Below are 16,398 nucleotides of genomic sequence, written 5' to 3' on the forward strand. Positions count from 1 at the left end.
AAAAAAATCAGGCGATCAGGCGTTCCAGCACGCCACGGTACACGTTCTTCAGCGGCTCGATAAAGCGCACTTCGACGTGCTCGTCGATCTTGTGGATGCTGGCGTTGGGCGGGCCGAACTCGATCACCTGCGGGCAGATCTTGGCGATAAAGCGGCCGTCGGAGGTGCCGCCGGTGGTCGAGAGCTCGGTGTCGAAGCCGGTCTCGGCCTTGATCGCCGACGCCAGCGCCTCGGACAGTTCGCCGCGCGGCGTCAGGAAGGGCTCGCCGCCCAGGGTCCAGTCGAGCGCGTAGTCGAGGCTGTGGCGGTCCAGGATGGCATGCACGCGCGCCTTCAGGCCCTCGGGCGTGCTCGCCGTCGAGAAGCGGAAATTGAAGTCGATGGTGACGTGGCCCGGGATCACGTTGGTGGCGCCGGTGCCGCCGTGGATGTTCGACATCTGCCAGCTGGTGGGCGGGAAGTACTCGTTGCCCGCATCCCATACTTCGGCGGCCAGTTCGGCCAGCGCCGGGGCGGCGTCATGGATCGGGTTGCGGCCCAGGTGCGGGTAGGCGATATGGCACTGGATGCCCTTCACCGTGAGCTTGCCCGAGAGCGAGCCGCGGCGGCCGTTCTTGACCATGTCGCCGAGCGCGTTGACCGAGGTCGGCTCGCCGATCACGCAGTAGTCCAGGCGTTCGCCGCGCGCCGACAGCGCCTCGACTACCTTGATGGTGCCGTCGTGCGCCGGGCCTTCCTCGTCGCTGGTGATCAGGAAGCCGATCGAGCCGGCATGCGCAGGATGCGCCTTGACGAACTCCTCCACCGCCACCACGAAGCCGGCGATCGAGGTCTTCATGTCGGCGGCGCCGCGGCCGTACAGCTTGCCGTCGCGGTGGGTCGGCGCGAACGGGTCCGAATGCCATTGCTCCAGCGGGCCGGTCGGCACCACGTCGGTATGGCCGGCGAACACCAGCAGCTTGCCGTCCTTGCCCTGGGTGCCGCGCTTGACCGCCCACAGGTTGGTCACGCGGAAGTCGTCGGGCCCGCTGACCAGCGCTTCGCAGTCGAAGCCAAGCGCCTTCAGGCGGGTTTCCAGGATGGCCTGGCAGCCTTCGTCGGCGGGCGTGACGGAGCGGCGGCGGATCAGATCTTCGGTAAGGGCGAGGGTGGGGTTCATCGGACGGCGGAATCGGAAATCAGAACTGGCTGGCGTACTGGTCGGCGGAGAAGCCGACCATCACCTTGCCATCGTGGGCCAGCACCGGGCGCTTGATCAGCGACGGGCTTTGCTGCATCAGCGCGATCGCGCCGGCTTCGTCTTCGGCGCGGGCCTTGTCGGCATCGGACAGCGCGCGCCAGGTGGTGCCCTTGCGGTTGAGCAGCGTGGCCAGCGGCACGTGCCGCAGCCAGCCACGCAGCATGGCCGCGTCCACGCCCTGCTTCTTGAAGTCGTGGAAGGTGTAGGCGACGCCGTTGGCATCCAGCCAGGTGCGGGCCTTCTTGACGGTATCGCAGTTGGGAATGCCGTAGAGCAGGACGGTCATGGCAAGTCTCGTTACTTTCACTGTCATTCCCGCGCAGGCGGGAATCCAGCGTCGTTTGAAGTCACTGGGTTCCCGCCTGCGCGGGAACGAGGAATGGGTTCAGCGGAACAGCAGGTTCAGCGCGATCACCAGGCTGCCCAGGCCCAGCGCCACGCCGCCCATCGCCACCGCCGTCATCAGGCGCAGGCGCCGGTCCAGCCGGGCGGCTTCCCTGCGCAGCGCGTCGACGGTGATGGCATGCTGCTCGGCCAGCAGCTTGACTGCCTCGGCCTGCTGCACCAGCGCGGCTTCCAGTTCGGCGATGCGGGCCGCGGGATCGCGCGCGTCGGCCACCGCGCCTTCGGGCGTGCCGTCCTTGCGCTTGTTCTTCTTCAGCTTCTCGAGGGTCTTGTTGGCCTGCTCGAGAATGGTGGGCAGCAGGGAAAGCACGGTACTGACGGTGGTGGGATCCAGGGCCATGAGTCGCTTGCGGAGGGAGGGCATGTTCAGCCTGGCCAGGCGGGTGACGACGGTAAATCAGCCCCGGAGCCGGGCCCCGGGGCGTCGCAGCCCATGCGGGCCGCGAGCGGCGCTCAGTCGCCGCGCAGCAGGTCGTTCAGGCTGGTCTTGGCGCGGGTCTGCGCGTCGACCTTCTTCACGATCACGGCGCAGTACAGGCTGTACTTGCCGTCCTTGGACGGCAGGTTGCCCGCCACCACCACCGAGCCGGCCGGCACGCGGCCATAGTGGATCTCGCCGGTTTCGCGGTCGTAGATCTTGGTCGACTGGCCCAGGTACACGCCCATCGAGATCACCGAGTTTTCCTCGACGATCACGCCTTCGACGACTTCCGAACGCGCGCCGATAAAGCAGTTGTCTTCGATGATCACCGGGTTGGCCTGCAGCGGCTCCAGCACGCCGCCGATGCCCACGCCGCCCGACAGGTGCACGTTCTTGCCGATCTGCGCGCACGAACCGACCGTGGCCCAGGTGTCGACCATGGTGCCTTCATCGACATAGGCGCCGATGTTGACGTACGACGGCATCAGCACGGCGTTCTTCGCAATGAACGAACCGCGGCGGGCTACGGCGGGCGGCACCACGCGGAAGCCCGCCTTGGCGAAGTCGTCGCCGCTCCAGTTGGCGAACTTGGTCGGCACCTTGTCGTAGAACTGGGCGAAGCCGCCGGCGCTCATCGGCGCGTTGTCTTCCAGGCGGAACGACAGCAGCACGGCCTTCTTGACCCACTGGTTGACGATCCAGTCCTTGCCTTGCTTCTCGGCCACGCGCAGCGTGCCGGCATCGAGCTGGCCGATGACGTTGGCAACGGCCTCGCGGATGTCGTTGGGGGCGGACTTCGGCGACAGGCTGGTGCGGTCTTCCCAGGCCTGGTCGATCAGGGCTTGCAGAGCTTGCGTCATGGTTGGATTCTCAGGGTTGATGTTGATGTTCGGTCGTCGAGTCTCAGCCTCGACCTCTTTGTTTGCTCCCCTCTCCCGCTTGCGGGAGAGGGGCAGGGGGTGAGGGTGGGCGGTTCTACGGGCGTGGTGCCTTGCTAAACCACCCCTCACCCCGACCCTCTCCCCTTGAGGGGAGAGGGAGAACACAATTGGACAATCAGGCCTCAGCCCAGCGCTTTGCAGAATTCCACGATCCGCCGCGCCCCCTCCACGCATTCCTCCGGCGTCGCCACCAACGCCATGCGCACGCGGTTGGCGCCTGGGTTGATGCCGTCGGCCTCGCGCGCCAGGTAGCTGCCCGGCAGCACGGTCACGTTCTGCTCGGCCAGCAGGCGCGCGGCGAATTCGGTATCGGACAGGCCGGTGCGCGAGACGTCGGCCCACAGGTAGAAGCCGGCATCGGGCAGCGCCACGTCGAGGACTTGCGCCAGCATCGGCGTGACTTCGCTGAACTTGCGCACGTAGGCGGCGCGGTTCTCGCGCACATGCGCTTCATCGTTCCACGCGGCGATGCTGGCGCTCTGCACCGCCGGGTTCATGGCGCCGCCGTGGTAGGTGCGGTAGAGCAGGAACTGCTTCAGCAGCGCGGCGTCGCCGGCGACGAAGCCCGAGCGCAGGCCCGGCACGTTGGAGCGCTTGGACAGGCTCGAGAACACCACCAGGCGCTCGAAACGATTGGCGCCATCCGCACGGCCCAGTTTGTGCGCGGCCTCGAGCGCGCCCAGCGGCGCGCGGCCTTCGTCGAAATAGATCTCGGAATAGCACTCGTCGGAGGCAATCACGAAGCCGTAGCGGTCGGACAGCGCGAACAGCTGCTGCCAGTCTTCCAACGACAGCACCGCGCCGGTCGGGTTGCCGGGGGTGCAGACAAAGAGCAGCTGCACCTGCTGCCAGACCTCGTCGGCGGTGCGGTCGAAGGCCGGGGCGAAATTGCGCGCCGGATCGCTGTTGGCGAACACCGGGGTGGCGCCGGCCAGCAGCGCCGCGCCTTCGTAGATCTGGTAGAACGGGTTGGGGCACAGCACCAGTGCGCCCGGCCGGGTGCCGTCGACCACGGTCTGGGCAAAGGCGAACAGCGCCTCGCGCGAGCCGGTCACGGGCAGCACTTCGGTGGCGGCATTGACCTTGGGCAGGCCGTAGCGGCGCTCCAGCCAGTCCGCGATGCACTGCCGTAGTGCATCGGAACCGGCCGTTGTGGGATAATTCGCCAGCCCCGCAAGCGACTCTGCCAGCGCTTGCTTGATGAACGCAGGCGTCGGATGCTTGGGTTCACCGATGCCGAAGCTGATGGCCGGCTTGTCGGCAGCCTTTACTTGTGCAAAGAGCACCCGCAGTTTCTCGAACGGGTAGGGCTGGAGCAGGTCGAGGCGCGGATTCACAGTGTCAGTCGGGGCCGGTTAAAACGACGCATTATAGAGGAACGGCGCGGGTTTCCGTGCGCCGGCCCGGCCCGCCAGGCGGTCTTTGGCGAGGTTGGGCGGCCACGGATGGCGGGCATCACGCCACGGTGATGCCGCCGGCGCCGTCCGGACGCTGCCCGCCGCGCATGGCAGGCGGTCCGGCTCGCCTCGCACCGATTCCCTTTATGAGCACAAATTCAGTTTCGGCGCCGCTGGCGCCGGCCGACCGCCATGCGGTCAAGGCATCGCTTTCCATCCTGATCGGCGCCTCGGTGTGGGGCATCGCCTGGTTCCCGTACCGCGTGCTGGCCGGCTGGGGCCTGGGCGGCATGCATGCCGCGGCGCTGGTCAGCGCGGTCGCGGCGGTGCTGTCGCTGCTGGCGTTCCGCCGCCATCTGGGCGGGCTGCGTCCGCACTGGCTGTTCGTCGCGATCGGCCTGGCGGCGGGCGTGACCAACGCCGGTTTCGTCTGGGGCAGCGTCAATGGGCATGTGATGCGGGTGCTGCTGCTGTTCTACCTGACGCCGGTCTGGACCGCGCTGTTCGCACGGCTGTTCCTGGGCGAGCGCCTGTCGGCGGCCGGTCTGGCGCTGGTGGGGCTGGCGCTGTTCGGCGCCGGGCTGATGCTGTGGACGCCCGAGGTCGGCGTGCCGCTGCCGGGCTCCGCCGCGGAATGGTCGGGCCTGATCGGCGGCATGGGCTTTGCCGTCAACAACGTGCTGTCGCGCCGCGCCGGGCAGCGCTTTCCGGACACCGACGCCCGCGTGCGCACGGTGGTGGTCTACCTGGGCTGCACCGTGGTCGGCGTGCCGGCCGCGCTGCTGCTCGACGGCCCCGCGGTGGCGCTCGTGCCGGGGGCGCAGGCCAGCGCGGCGATGCTGGTGCTGGGGCTGGCGGCGGTGCTGGTGGTCAGCAACTCGGTGGTGCAGTACGGGCTGCAGCGGCTGCCGGCCAACCGGGTGTCGCTGCTGATGCTGTTCGAGATCGTCATCGCCGCGGTGTCGTCATGGTGGCTGGCGACCGAGGTGCTGAGCTGGAAGGAGGCCGCGGGCGGGCTGTGCATCATCGCCGCCGGCGCCTTGTCCGGGCTGGTGCACCGCAGCCGCGCCGCGCCCGCGCCGGCCGCAGGCGCCGAGGCCGCGGCCTGCCACTAGCTCCGGCGCAACTCAGTGCAGGATCACCCGCGACACCATCGCCACCAGCGGCGCGCGCACCGCGCGCTCCACGCCGCGGTGAAGCTGAAGCGGCCGCAGCAGCATCTTGATGGTCATCTCGATCGGGATGTTGCGGCGGATCACGCCTGACACGCGCGTATTGAGCGCGCGCACCTCCGCCTCGGGCACCAACTCGACCCCGCGTTCCATGCGCAGCACGTTGCGCAGCGCGATCGCCGCGTCCTCGTTCTTGATCTCCAGCAGCCGGCGCGCCACCGCACCCAGCACGCGCAGCCGGCCCAGGCGCTCGGCCTCGGCGAAGCGGTTGAAAAAGTGGAGGAAGTGCTTGTAGTGCCGCACCTCGTCGTTGGAGATGCGCCGCGTCAGGTCGCGCAGCACCGGTTCGTCGCTGGCCTGCTCGAGCGCCCGGTAGTAGGCCGCCGTGCCGGTTTCGACCACGCAGCGGGCCGCCATCTCGAGCGCCTGGGTGGGCTCGAACTGCTCGATCGAGCAGGTCTGGCTGTACTCGTCGAAGAAGCGCGCATAGCCGCGCTCCCAGTCGAATTCCGGCCAGACATGCTCGACATAGCGCCGCAGCGCCATGCCATGCTGCAGTTCCTCGGCTTCCCAGTGCTGGGACAGCCAGCCGGCGGCTTCGGGCACGCGGGCGTAATAGGTGGCCAGGTTGCCGGCATAGGTGTCGGATCCGCTCTCGATAAACGAGGCCGACACCAGCAGGTAGAACAGGTCGCGGTCGCCGCGCACGCGCGCGACGTCGATCGCCTCGTAGCGGATGTCGCTGACAGACCACGGCCGGGCGGCCACTGACGGTTCACTCATGCTCTGTCCTCCTGGTTCGCCTAAAGGGGGCGAAAGGTGCTGCGGGGGGCGTTCATGGTGCGTGAGGCAGGAGCGCATCCGGCATCACGCCGACAGAGCAGAGACTAGCATTTACCCTAATTAGTTTCCCGCGCGTCGCGCGTCAAGCGTGGCCGGCTACCCACGCCCGGCTTCCTAAAGTGCTTGCGAAACCGCATGTAAGGGTCGGAAAGTCAAAGGAATTTCGCCACCCGGCACCGCCCCCGGGAGCACCCCAAACGGGCCGGCGAAGGCATCTGCGATGGTATGATTAGCCCCAATTCTCGGGCTGGAGGGGTGTTTTGAGGTGCTGGCGTCACGCCGCGCCGGCTCCCGCGCAGCCCGGCTTTTCCGAACCGTGCAATAGCCCCGATACCCGATACCAGGCCGCCCCCGCTTTCCAGCCGGAGTGGCCGATACCACACGAGAAACCGTGCGACTATCCTCGATCAAACTGGCGGGCTTCAAGTCATTCGTCGATCCCACCAATTTCCAGGTGCCGGGCCAACTGGTCGGCATCGTCGGTCCCAACGGCTGCGGCAAATCCAACATCATCGATGCGGTGCGCTGGGTGCTGGGCGAGTCACGCGCCTCAGAGCTGCGTGGCGAATCCATGCAGGACGTCATCTTCAACGGCTCGACCGCGCGCAAGCAGGCTGGCCGGGCCAGCGTCGAACTGGTGTTCGACAACGCCGAAGGCCGCGCCGCGGGCCAATGGAGCCAGTACGCCGAAGTCGCGGTCAAGCGCGTGCTGACCCGCGACGGCACCTCGTCCTACTACATCAACAACCAGCCGGTGCGCCGGCGCGACATCCAGGACATCTTCCTGGGTACGGGCCTGGGCCCGCGCGCCTACGCCATCATCGGCCAGGGCATGATCTCGCGCATCATCGAGGCCAAGCCCGATGACATGCGCATCTTCCTGGAAGAGGCGGCGGGTGTGTCCAAGTACAAGGAGCGCCGCCGCGAGACCGAGAACCGGCTGTCCGACACCCGCGAAAACCTGACCCGGGTCGAAGACATCCTGCGCGAGCTCGGCAGCAACCTCGAAAAGCTCGAAGGCCAGGCCGAAGTGGCGCAGCGCTTCAAGACGCTGCAGGCCGACGGCGAAGAGAAACAGCACCTGCTGTGGCTGCTGCGCAAGCGCGAGGCGCAGCAGGAGCAGGAGCGCCACCAGCGCGCCATCGAGCAGGCCCAGATCGACCTGGAAGCGCAGACCGCGCAGCTGCGCCATGTCGAGGCCGAGCTGGAAACCATGCGCGCCGCGCACTATGCCGCATCGGATGGCATGCACGCCGCGCAGGGCGCGCTGTACGAGGCCAATGCCGAGGTCAGCAAGCTCGAGGCCGAGATCCGCTACGTGGTCGAGTCGCGCAACCGCGTGCAGGCCCAGATTGCGGCGCTGACCGCGCAGCGCGAGCAATGGCAGGGCAAGGCCGAGCAGGCCACCGACGAACTGGCGCAGGCCGAGGAAAACCTGGCCGTGGCCGAAGGCCGCACGGTCGAGGCACAGGAGGCTGTCGCGCACAAGAACGACGAGCTGCCGACGCTGGAAGCGCAATGGCGCGATGCCCAGCAGCTGCTCAACGAGCAGCGCGCCGGCATCATGCAGGCCGAGCAGGCGTTGAAGCTGGAAGCCGCGCAGCAGCGCAGCGCCGACCAGATGCTGCAGCAGCTGGAACAGCGCCGCGAACGCCTGTCGGCCGAGGAAAAGGGCCTGGACCGTCCGGACGAAACCCGGCTGGAACAGGGCCGCGCCGAACTGGCCGAGCAGGAGGCGCTGGTCGAGGAAGCCCAGGCCGTGCTGGCCGATGCCGAAGCAAGCGTGCCGCGCCTCGATGAAGAGCGCCGCGCCGCGCAGGCGCGCGTGCATGGCGAGGCCGCCGCGATCGCCTCGCTGGAAGCGCGCCTGCATGCGCTGCGCCAGCTGCAGGAGAACGTGCAGACCGACGGCAAGGTACAGCCCTGGCTGGCGAAGCACGAGCTGGCCGAGCTGCCGCGCCTGTGGAAGAAGGTCCATATCGAGCCGGGCTGGGAAAACGCGCTGGAATCCGTGCTGCGCGAAAAGCTGAACGCGCTGGAAATTTCCAACCTGGACTGGGTCAAGGCCTTCCTGACCGACGCGCCGCCGGCCAAGCTCGCGTTCTACTCGCCCCCGGCCGCGGCCCGCCCGCTCGAAACGCCGGCGGGACTGCGTCCGCTGATGTCGCTGGTACAGATCACCGAGCCGGGCATCCGCGCGGTAATGCAGGACTGGCTGGCCGATATCTTCGTCGCCACCGACATGGCGCAGGCGCTGGCCGCGCGCGGTACGCTGCCCGAAGGCGCGACGTTCGTGGTGGCCGAGGGCCACCTGGTCGGCCGCAATGCGATCCAGATCTATGCCGCCGATTCCGAGCAGGCCGGCATGCTGGCGCGCGAGCAGGAAATCGAAAACCTGCAAAAGCAGGCGCGCGCGCAGGCGCTGCTGTCGGACGAGGCCAAGACCCAGGCGGTGCGCGCCGAGGCTGCGTACACGCAGGCCAGCCAGGCGCTGGGCGAGGCCCGCACGCGCGCCGAGCAGGCCACGCGCCGCGTGCATGCGTTGCAGATGGACGTGCTCAAGCTGTCGCAGGCGATGGAGCGCTACTCCGCCCGCAGCGGCCAGATCCGCGAGGAGCTGGAAGAAATCCACGCGCAGATCGAAGAACAACGCGCGATCCGCGCCGAATCCGAGGCCAGCTTCGAGCAGCACGACGCCGCGCTGGCCGAGATGCAGGCCTCGCACGAAGACCAGCAGATGGCCTTCGAGGCGCTGGACAGCAAGCTCTCCGGCGCGCGCCACCAGCTGCGCGACTTCGAGCGCGCCGCGCAGGAAGCGCTCTTTGCCGAGCGCAACCTGGCCAGCCGCATCGACGAACTGCGCCGCAATATCCAGGTGGCGGCCGACCAGGCCGAGCGCATCGCCGAATCGCTGGAGAACGCCCGCGCCGAGCTCGAGACCATCAACGAGCAGACCGCGCATACCGGCCTGCAGGACGCGCTGGAACTGCGCGCCGAGAAGGAAGCCAGGCTCACCGTCGCGCGCACCGAGCTCGATGCGCTGTCGGCGCAGCTGCGCCAGCACGACGAGCAGCGCCTGGCCGCCGAGCGCAGCCTGCAGCCGCTGCGCGACCGCATCACCGAACTGCAGCTCAAGGAACAGGCTGCGCGCCTGAACCAGGAACAGTTCAGCGAGCAGCTGGTCACGGCGCAGGTCGACGAGGCCGGGCTGGCGCACAAGCTCACCGGCGACCTGAAGCCGTCGTACCTGCAGGGCGAAGTCACGCGCATCAACAACGCCATCAACGCGCTCGGCCCGGTCAATATGGCCGCGCTCGACGAACTGGCCGCGGCGCGCGAGCGCAAGACCTTCCTCGACGCGCAGTCGGCCGACCTGAACGACGCCATCGGCACGCTCGAGGACGCGATCGCCAAGATCGACCAGGAAACCCGCGCGCTGCTGCAGGGCACCTTCGATCAGGTCAACCACCATTTCGGCGAGCTGTTCCCGTCGCTGTTCGGCGGCGGCCAGGCGCGCCTGATCATGACCGGCGAGGAAATCCTCGATGCCGGCGTGCAGGTGATGGCGCAGCCGCCGGGCAAGAAGAACTCGACCATCCACCTGCTGTCGGGCGGCGAGAAGGCGCTGACCGCGATTGCGCTGGTGTTTGCGATGTTCCAGCTCAACCCGGCGCCGTTCTGCCTGCTGGACGAGGTCGACGCGCCGCTGGACGATGCCAACACCGAGCGCTACGCCAATATGGTGGCGCGCATGTCGGACAAGACTCAATTCGTTTTCATCTCACATAACAAGATCGCCATGGAAATGGCTCATCAACTTATTGGCGTGACCATGCAGGAGCAAGGCGTTTCGCGGATCGTGGCCGTGGATATGGATGCAGCCGTGTCGATGGCGGAGGCAGCATGAAGCTCAATATGGACCTGCAGACCGCGCTGATCGTCGCGGGCCTGGTTTTCGTGGTGCTGGTGTTCGGCTACAACCAGTGGCAGATCCGCAAGGCGCGCCGCCCGCGCGAGCTGCGGCCCGAAGACGACCTGCCGCCGATGCGCGAGCCGGTGGTTGGCCAGAGCACCGCGCCGGAAACCGCCGCACGCCTGCACGAAGCCGCCGCCGAGCAGCCGCCGCGGCGCGAGCCCACGCTGACGCAGGCACCGGCCGGCGCCGGCGCCGCCGTGGCCGGCAACAACCACGTCGCTGCGGCCGCGGCCGCGGCGGCCAGCAGCGCCGATGCCGACGAAGCCGTCGCCGAGGAAGTCGCGGTCGGGGCCGCGGCGTCGCGCGCTTCGGAGGACGAGGCGGATGCTGCTATCGCCGTGGCCCCGGCCCCGGCGCCAGTTCCCGCACCCACGCCTGCGCCTGCGCAGGAGCCTGCGCCTGCACCGGCTCCGGTCGCTGCGGTACCGGACGGCCAGCCCGCGCCCGCAGTCGTCGATCCGCTGATCGACTGCATCGTGCCGCTGCATCTCGAACGCAAGGCCTCCGGCGACCGCATCCTGCCCCTGACCGGCCGGCTGCGCCGCGCCGGCACCAAGCCGGTCCATATCGAAGGCTTGCGCGCCGAAGCCAACGCCTGGGAGCCCGTCACCGCCGGCCATCAGTACGAAGACCTGCAGGTCGGTGTACAGCTGGCCAACCGTGGCGGCCCGCTCAACGCGCTGGAATTCTCTGAATTCATCACCGCGGTGGAGTCGCTGGCCGAGTCGCTCGACGCCTCGGCTGACCTGCCCGACATGGGCGAGACCGTCGCCAACGCGCGCGAGCTCGACGCCTTTGGCGCCGCTTGCGACGTGCAGTTGGGCGTCAACGTGATCTCCGACGGCGCGCCGTGGTCGGCCGCCTATGTGCAGAACGTGGCGACGCAGGACGGGCTGGTGCTGTCGCGCGATGGCACCCGCTTTATCCGCTACCAGGCCAATGCCGAGGGCGTGCAGCGCCCGCTGTTCACGCTGCAGTTCGGCGACACCAACTTCCTGCGCGACGACCTCACCGTCAAGGCCGGCCGCCAGATCACGCTGCTGCTCGACGTGCCGGTGGCCGACCAGGCCGCCAGGCCGTTCAAGACCGTGTGCGAATACGGCCATACGCTGGCGCAGCGCATGGGCGCGCAACTGGTCGACGACAATATGCGGCCGTTGACCGAAGCCTCGTTCGTCGCCATCTTCAGCCAGCTCGAAGCGCTGTACCAGAAGCTGGAAGCGCGCGGCATGCCGGCCGGTTCGCCGGTGGCGCTGCGCCTGTTCAGCAACTAGCCGGAGCCTGCCATGACCGCAAAACACCGCGGCGCGCAGGCAGAGGCCTCCGCGCCCGCCGCCGCCTTGCCGGCCGACGCCGCGGCCAGCCGCATGGCCTGGCTGCGCGAAGAGCTGGACCGCCACAACTACCAGTATTACGTGCTGGATGCGCCCACCGTTCCGGACGCGGAATACGACGCGCTGTTCAGCGAACTGCTGGCGCTGGAGCTCGAGCATCCCGAGCTGCAGACGCCGGACTCGCCCACCCAGCGCGTGGGCGGCGAGCCGCTGGCGGCGTTCGACTCGGTGCGGCACCGCGTGCCGATGCTGTCACTCAACAACGCCTTCGCCGACGAAGACGTGCTCAACTTCGACCGCCGCTGCGCGCAGGGTCTGGGCCGCAGCGCGCCCCCGGCGGGCGAGGCCGACTTGTTCAGCGCCGCCGACGCGGTCGAGTACGCCTGCGAGCTGAAGTTCGACGGCCTGGCCATGTCGCTGCGCTATGAAGACGGCCGCCTGGTGCAGGCCGCCACGCGCGGCGATGGCGAGACCGGCGAGGACGTCACCGTCAACGTGCGCACCATCAAGGCGATCCCGCTCAGGCTGCGCGGACAGGCGCCCGCGGTGCTGGAAGTGCGCGGCGAGGTCTTCATGTTCCGCCGCGACTTCGACAAGCTCAACGCGCGCCAGGCCGAGGCCGGCGAGAAGACCTTCGTCAACCCGCGCAATGCCGCCGCCGGCAGCCTGCGCCAGCTCGATCCGCGCATCACCGCGCGGCGTCCGCTGTCGTTCTTCGCCTACGGGCTGGGCGAGCTGCAGGGCGTGGAGCGGCCGCCGACCCACAGCGCCATGCTCGACGGCTTTGCCGCGCTGGGTTTGCCGGTGTGCAAGGACCGTGCGGTGGTGAAGGGCGCGCAGGGGCTGCTCGATTTCTACCGCGATATCGGCACGCGCCGCGACGAGCTGCCCTACGACATCGACGGCGTGGTCTACAAGGTCAACGCGCTGGCCGAGCAGGAGCGCCTGGGCTTTGTCTCGCGCGCGCCGCGCTTTGCGCTGGCGCACAAGTTCCCGGCGCAGGAAATGACCACCATCGTCGAGGACATCGAGGTGCAGGTCGGGCGCACCGGCGCGATTACGCCGGTGGCGCGGCTCAAGCCGGTGTTTGTCGGCGGCGTGACCGTAACCAACGCCACGCTGCACAACGAGGACGAGATCCGCCGCAAGGACGTGCATGTCGGCGACACCGTGATCGTGCGCCGCGCCGGCGACGTGATCCCGGAAGTCGTCGCCGTGGTGACCGAGCGGCGCCCGGCCGATGCCCGTGCCTTCGTGATGCCGACCGCCTGCCCGGTGTGCGGCTCGCATATCGAGAAGCTCGAGGACGAGGCCATTGCGCGCTGCACCGGCGGCCTGATCTGCGCGGCGCAGCGCAAGCAGTCGCTGCTGCATTTCGCGCAGCGGCGCGCCATGGATATCGAAGGCCTGGGCGACAAGCTGGTCGAGCAACTGGTCGACCAGGGCATCGTGCGCACGCCGGCCGATCTGTACAAGCTCGGCGTGGCCAAGCTGGCAGCGCTGGAGCGTATGGCGGACAAGTCGGCCGCCAACCTGGTCGCGGCGATCGACAAGTCGCGCGCGACCACCATGAACCGCTTTATCTTCGCACTCGGCATCCGCCACGTCGGCGAAGCCACTGCGAAGGACCTGGCCCGGCACTTCGGCAAGCTGGATGCGCTGTTGGCGGCCGACGAAGCGGCGCTGCTCGAGGTCAACGATGTCGGCCCGGTGGTGGCGCAGTCGATCGCCAACTTCCTCGCCGAGCCGCACAACGTCGAGGTCATCGAGCAACTGCGCGCCGCCGGCGTACACTGGCCGGAAAGCGAGCCGGTGGCAAAGGCGCCGGCGCCGCTGTCGGGCAAGACCTTTGTCCTGACCGGCACGCTGCCGACGCTGTCGCGCGAAGACGCCAAGGAGCTGCTGGAAGCCGCCGGCGCCAAGGTGGCGGGGTCGGTGTCGAAGAAGACCGACTACGTGGTCGCTGGCGCCGAGGCTGGCAGCAAGCTGGACAAGGCCGAAGCGCTGGGCGTGCCGGTGCTGGACGAGGCCGGCATGCTGGCGCTGCTGGCGCAAGCCGGCGCCGCGCCGGCCGGGCAATAACCGGGAACACAACCATGATCCGCGAGATTCTCAAGATGGGCGATCCGCGCCTGCTGCAGGTGGCGGGGCCGGTGGAACGCTTCAACACGCCGGAGCTGCGCACGCTGATCGAAGATATGTTCGACACCATGGACCACGCCAACGGCGCGGGCCTGGCCGCGCCGCAGATCGGCGTGGACCTGCAGGTAGTGATCTTCGGCTTCGATCGCAATCCGCGCTATCCGGACGCGCCCACCGTGCCCAAGACCGTGCTGATCAACCCGGTGCTGGAAATGCAGTCCGACGAGATGGAGGACGGCTGGGAAGGCTGCCTGTCGGTGCCGGGCCTGCGCGGCGTAGTGCCGCGGCACGTGCGGCTGAAGTACAGCGGCTACGACCTGATGGGCAACCGCATCGAACGCGTGGCCGAGGGCTTCCATGCGCGCGTGGTGCAGCATGAGTGCGACCATCTGCAGGGGATTCTCTATCCGATGCGGATCAGGGATTTTTCGAACTTCGGGTTTACCGAGGTTCTGTTTCCGGATTTGCCGGCGAGCAGCGACGATTGAAGGGCAAGGAGCGCCGCTGGTTTGCTCCCCTCTCCCGCGCGCGGGAGAGGGGCCGGGGGAGAGGGCGGGCGCTGGCATACCGACGCCTGTCACTTCGTCGACATACCGGCCCTCACCCCAACCCTCTCCCGCAAGCGGGAGAGGGAGTACCCAATCGGTACAGGGATGAGGCGGTGGCGATTTGCCAAGACCCCTCAAAGCAAAAGCGGCCATCACGGCCGCTTTTTTTATCAGAACTTCTCGAACTGCCCCAGGAACCGCCACTTGCCCGGCGGCAGGTCGCCCAGCACCACGCGTCCCATGCGCACGCGCTTGAGGCCCACCACCTGCAGCCCCACCTGTTCGCACATGCGGCGGATCTGGCGCTTGCGGCCCTCGCGCAGCACGAAGCGCAGCTGCTCTTCGTTCTGCCAGCTGACCTTGGCCGGCCTGAGCGGCACGCCGTCCAGCGACAGGCCGTGGCGCAGCAGTTCCAGGTCATCGGCCGGGAATTCCGCGCTGATGTTGCGCTCGACCGGCCCGTGCGGCGAGTGCCAGACCACGCGCACCAGGTATTCCTTCTCGACGGTCGAATCCTCGCCGATCAGCGCGCGCGCGACGCGGCCGTCCTGCGTCAGCACCAGCAGGCCGGTGGAGTCGATATCGAGGCGGCCGGCCGGCGCCAGGTTCTTGCGCTGCCACGGCGCAAAGCGCTTGCGCGTGGGATCGCCTTCCCACTGGTTCTCGGGGGCAAACAGCGCCGCGGCGGGCTCGTAGCCGTCCTCGGCCTGGCCCGAAACGTAGCCCACCGGCTTGTTCAGCAGCACGGTGACGCGCTCGCCTTGCTCGGAGCGGGCTTCCTGCAGGATCTCGATCTCGGCGTCGGGGCGGATGCGGCTGCCGAGTTCGGTCACGGGCTTGCCGTCGACCAGCACCCAGCCGCGCGGGATCCATTCGTCGGCCTCGCGGCGCGAGCACAGGCCGAGTTCGGACATGCGCTTGGACAGGCGTACCAGGCCGTCGTCGTGGCTGGATTCGTCGCGCGGCGCCGCGGGCGCTTCGCGGCGCGAAGCCGGCGCTGGTGCGCGTTCCGGGCGTTCCGAGCGTGCGGGGCCGGCGGTGCGGATGCGGTCGGCGGCGTCGCTGAAGCGGCGTGCCGGTGCCGTGCCTTCGCGGCGGCGCTCGCCTGACGGCGCGGGCCGCGCGCGGCGCTCGTCGTCGCCATGGCGGCGCGGGCGCGAATCGGCGCCTTCGAAGCGGCGCGGACGGTTGTCGTCGTCGCCGAAGCGGCGCGGCGGGCGCGACTCGCCACCTTCGAAGCGGCGCGGGCGCGCTTCGCCGCGGTCGGCGCCAGTGCGGCGCGGGCGATTATCGTCGTCGCCAAAGCGTCGCGGCGGGCGCGACTCGTTGCTGTCGAAGCCGCGCGGGCGCGCTTCGCCGCGGTCGCCGCTGGTGCGGCGTGGGCGGTTGTCGTCGTCGCCGAAGCGGCGCGGCGGGCGCGATTCGCTGCCTTCGAAACGGCGCGGGCGCGCTTCGCCGCGGTCGCCGCCGGTGCGGCGCGGGCGGTTGTCTTCGTCGCCGAAGCGGCGCGGCGGGCGCGATTCGCTGCCTTCGAAACGGCGCGGACGGTTGTCGTCATCGCCGAAGCGGCGCGGCGGTCGCGACTCGCCACCTTCGAAGCGGCGCGGGCGCGCTTCGCCGCGCTCGTCGCCGGTGCGGCGCGGACGGTTGTCGTCGTCGCCAAAGCGTCGCGGCGGTCGCGACTCGCCGCCTTCGAAGCGGCGCGGACGCGCCTGGCGTTCGGCGTCGGCAGGGCGGGGCGCGCGCGGCTGGCGCGGCTGCGCCGGCGCTTCGCCCTGGGTCCCGCCGGCACCGGTCTTGCCGGCGCGCTGCTGGGCGCGCTTGATACCCTCGGAGACGGCCTGCACGCGCTTGCGGTTCAGGTCGGACACGCGCACGGGGCGGGTGCCGCCCTTGCGCGCGGCCGTGCCGGTATCGCTGGCGGCCTTGATGCCTAGCGTCTTGCGCTTCGGCGAATTGCTGTCGGTCATAGGTTGATG

The 16,398-nt window shown here is 69.0% G+C and carries 12 protein-coding genes; 5 read left to right on the top strand and 7 right to left on the bottom strand.

What is annotated here, in order from left to right:
• Positions 1-7 precede the first annotated feature (7 nt).
• From dapE to dapC, 5 genes are all read right to left on the bottom strand, one after another.
• Positions 8-1,159, bottom strand: a complete 1,152-nt coding sequence (gene dapE, locus MKD50_RS07960; RefSeq protein ID WP_115703388.1) for a succinyl-diaminopimelate desuccinylase — start codon at positions 1,157-1,159, stop codon at positions 8-10.
• A gap of 19 nt (positions 1,160-1,178) precedes the next feature.
• Positions 1,179-1,526: an ArsC family reductase gene (locus MKD50_RS07965; protein WP_115703386.1), complete on the bottom strand. Its 348-nt coding sequence runs from the start codon at positions 1,524-1,526 to the stop codon at positions 1,179-1,181.
• Positions 1,527-1,625: 99 nt separating this feature from the next.
• Positions 1,626-2,009, bottom strand: a complete 384-nt coding sequence (locus MKD50_RS07970; protein ID WP_115703385.1) for a hypothetical protein — start codon at positions 2,007-2,009, stop codon at positions 1,626-1,628.
• An 89-nt stretch (positions 2,010-2,098) separates the two neighbouring features.
• Positions 2,099-2,926: a 2,3,4,5-tetrahydropyridine-2,6-dicarboxylate N-succinyltransferase gene (gene dapD / locus MKD50_RS07975; protein WP_012352965.1), complete on the bottom strand. Its 828-nt coding sequence runs from the start codon at positions 2,924-2,926 to the stop codon at positions 2,099-2,101.
• 203 nt (positions 2,927-3,129) lie between these two features.
• Positions 3,130-4,344, bottom strand: coding sequence for a succinyldiaminopimelate transaminase (dapC, locus tag MKD50_RS07980; RefSeq protein WP_252666802.1), 1,215 nt, complete (start codon positions 4,342-4,344; stop codon positions 3,130-3,132).
• A gap of 206 nt (positions 4,345-4,550) precedes the next feature.
• Here dapC and MKD50_RS07985 point away from each other — a divergent pair, with 206 nt between their 5' ends.
• Positions 4,551-5,519 (top strand): DMT family transporter, encoded by a 969-nt coding sequence (locus tag MKD50_RS07985; RefSeq protein WP_240072200.1) that lies wholly within the window; start codon positions 4,551-4,553, stop codon positions 5,517-5,519.
• 12 nt (positions 5,520-5,531) lie between these two features.
• On the opposite strand, the gene MKD50_RS07990 is transcribed toward MKD50_RS07985, so the two are convergent.
• Positions 5,532-6,359, bottom strand: a complete 828-nt coding sequence (locus MKD50_RS07990; protein WP_252666803.1) for a ferritin family protein — start codon at positions 6,357-6,359, stop codon at positions 5,532-5,534.
• Between the two features lie 451 nt (positions 6,360-6,810).
• On the opposite strand from MKD50_RS07990, the gene smc reads away from it, so the two are divergent.
• Genes smc through def form a run of 4 tightly spaced genes read left to right on the top strand, consistent with a single transcriptional unit; the run spans position 6,811 to position 14,359 of the window.
• Positions 6,811-10,326, top strand: coding sequence for a chromosome segregation protein SMC (gene smc / locus MKD50_RS07995; RefSeq protein ID WP_240072199.1), 3,516 nt, complete (start codon positions 6,811-6,813; stop codon positions 10,324-10,326).
• Positions 10,323-11,669 (top strand): cell division protein ZipA C-terminal FtsZ-binding domain-containing protein, encoded by a 1,347-nt coding sequence (locus tag MKD50_RS08000; protein ID WP_252666804.1) that lies wholly within the window; start codon positions 10,323-10,325, stop codon positions 11,667-11,669. The genes smc and MKD50_RS08000 overlap by 4 nt, the downstream gene beginning before the upstream one ends.
• A gap of 12 nt (positions 11,670-11,681) precedes the next feature.
• Complete coding sequence (gene ligA / locus MKD50_RS08005; protein WP_252666805.1) at positions 11,682-13,811, top strand: NAD-dependent DNA ligase LigA; 2,130 nt, start codon at positions 11,682-11,684, stop codon at positions 13,809-13,811.
• Between the two features lie 14 nt (positions 13,812-13,825).
• A complete protein-coding gene (gene def / locus MKD50_RS08010) occupies positions 13,826-14,359 on the top strand; it encodes a peptide deformylase (RefSeq protein WP_252666806.1) in 534 nt (177 codons plus the stop codon).
• Between the two features lie 230 nt (positions 14,360-14,589).
• On the opposite strand, the gene MKD50_RS08015 is transcribed toward def, so the two are convergent.
• Positions 14,590-16,389: a pseudouridine synthase gene (locus tag MKD50_RS08015; RefSeq protein WP_252666807.1), complete on the bottom strand. Its 1,800-nt coding sequence runs from the start codon at positions 16,387-16,389 to the stop codon at positions 14,590-14,592.
• Positions 16,390-16,398: the final 9 nt, after the last annotated feature.

The sequence above is a fragment of the Cupriavidus mimosae genome (genome assembly GCF_023952485.1).
GTDB classification, from domain to species: Bacteria; Pseudomonadota; Gammaproteobacteria; order Burkholderiales; family Burkholderiaceae; genus Cupriavidus; species Cupriavidus taiwanensis_C.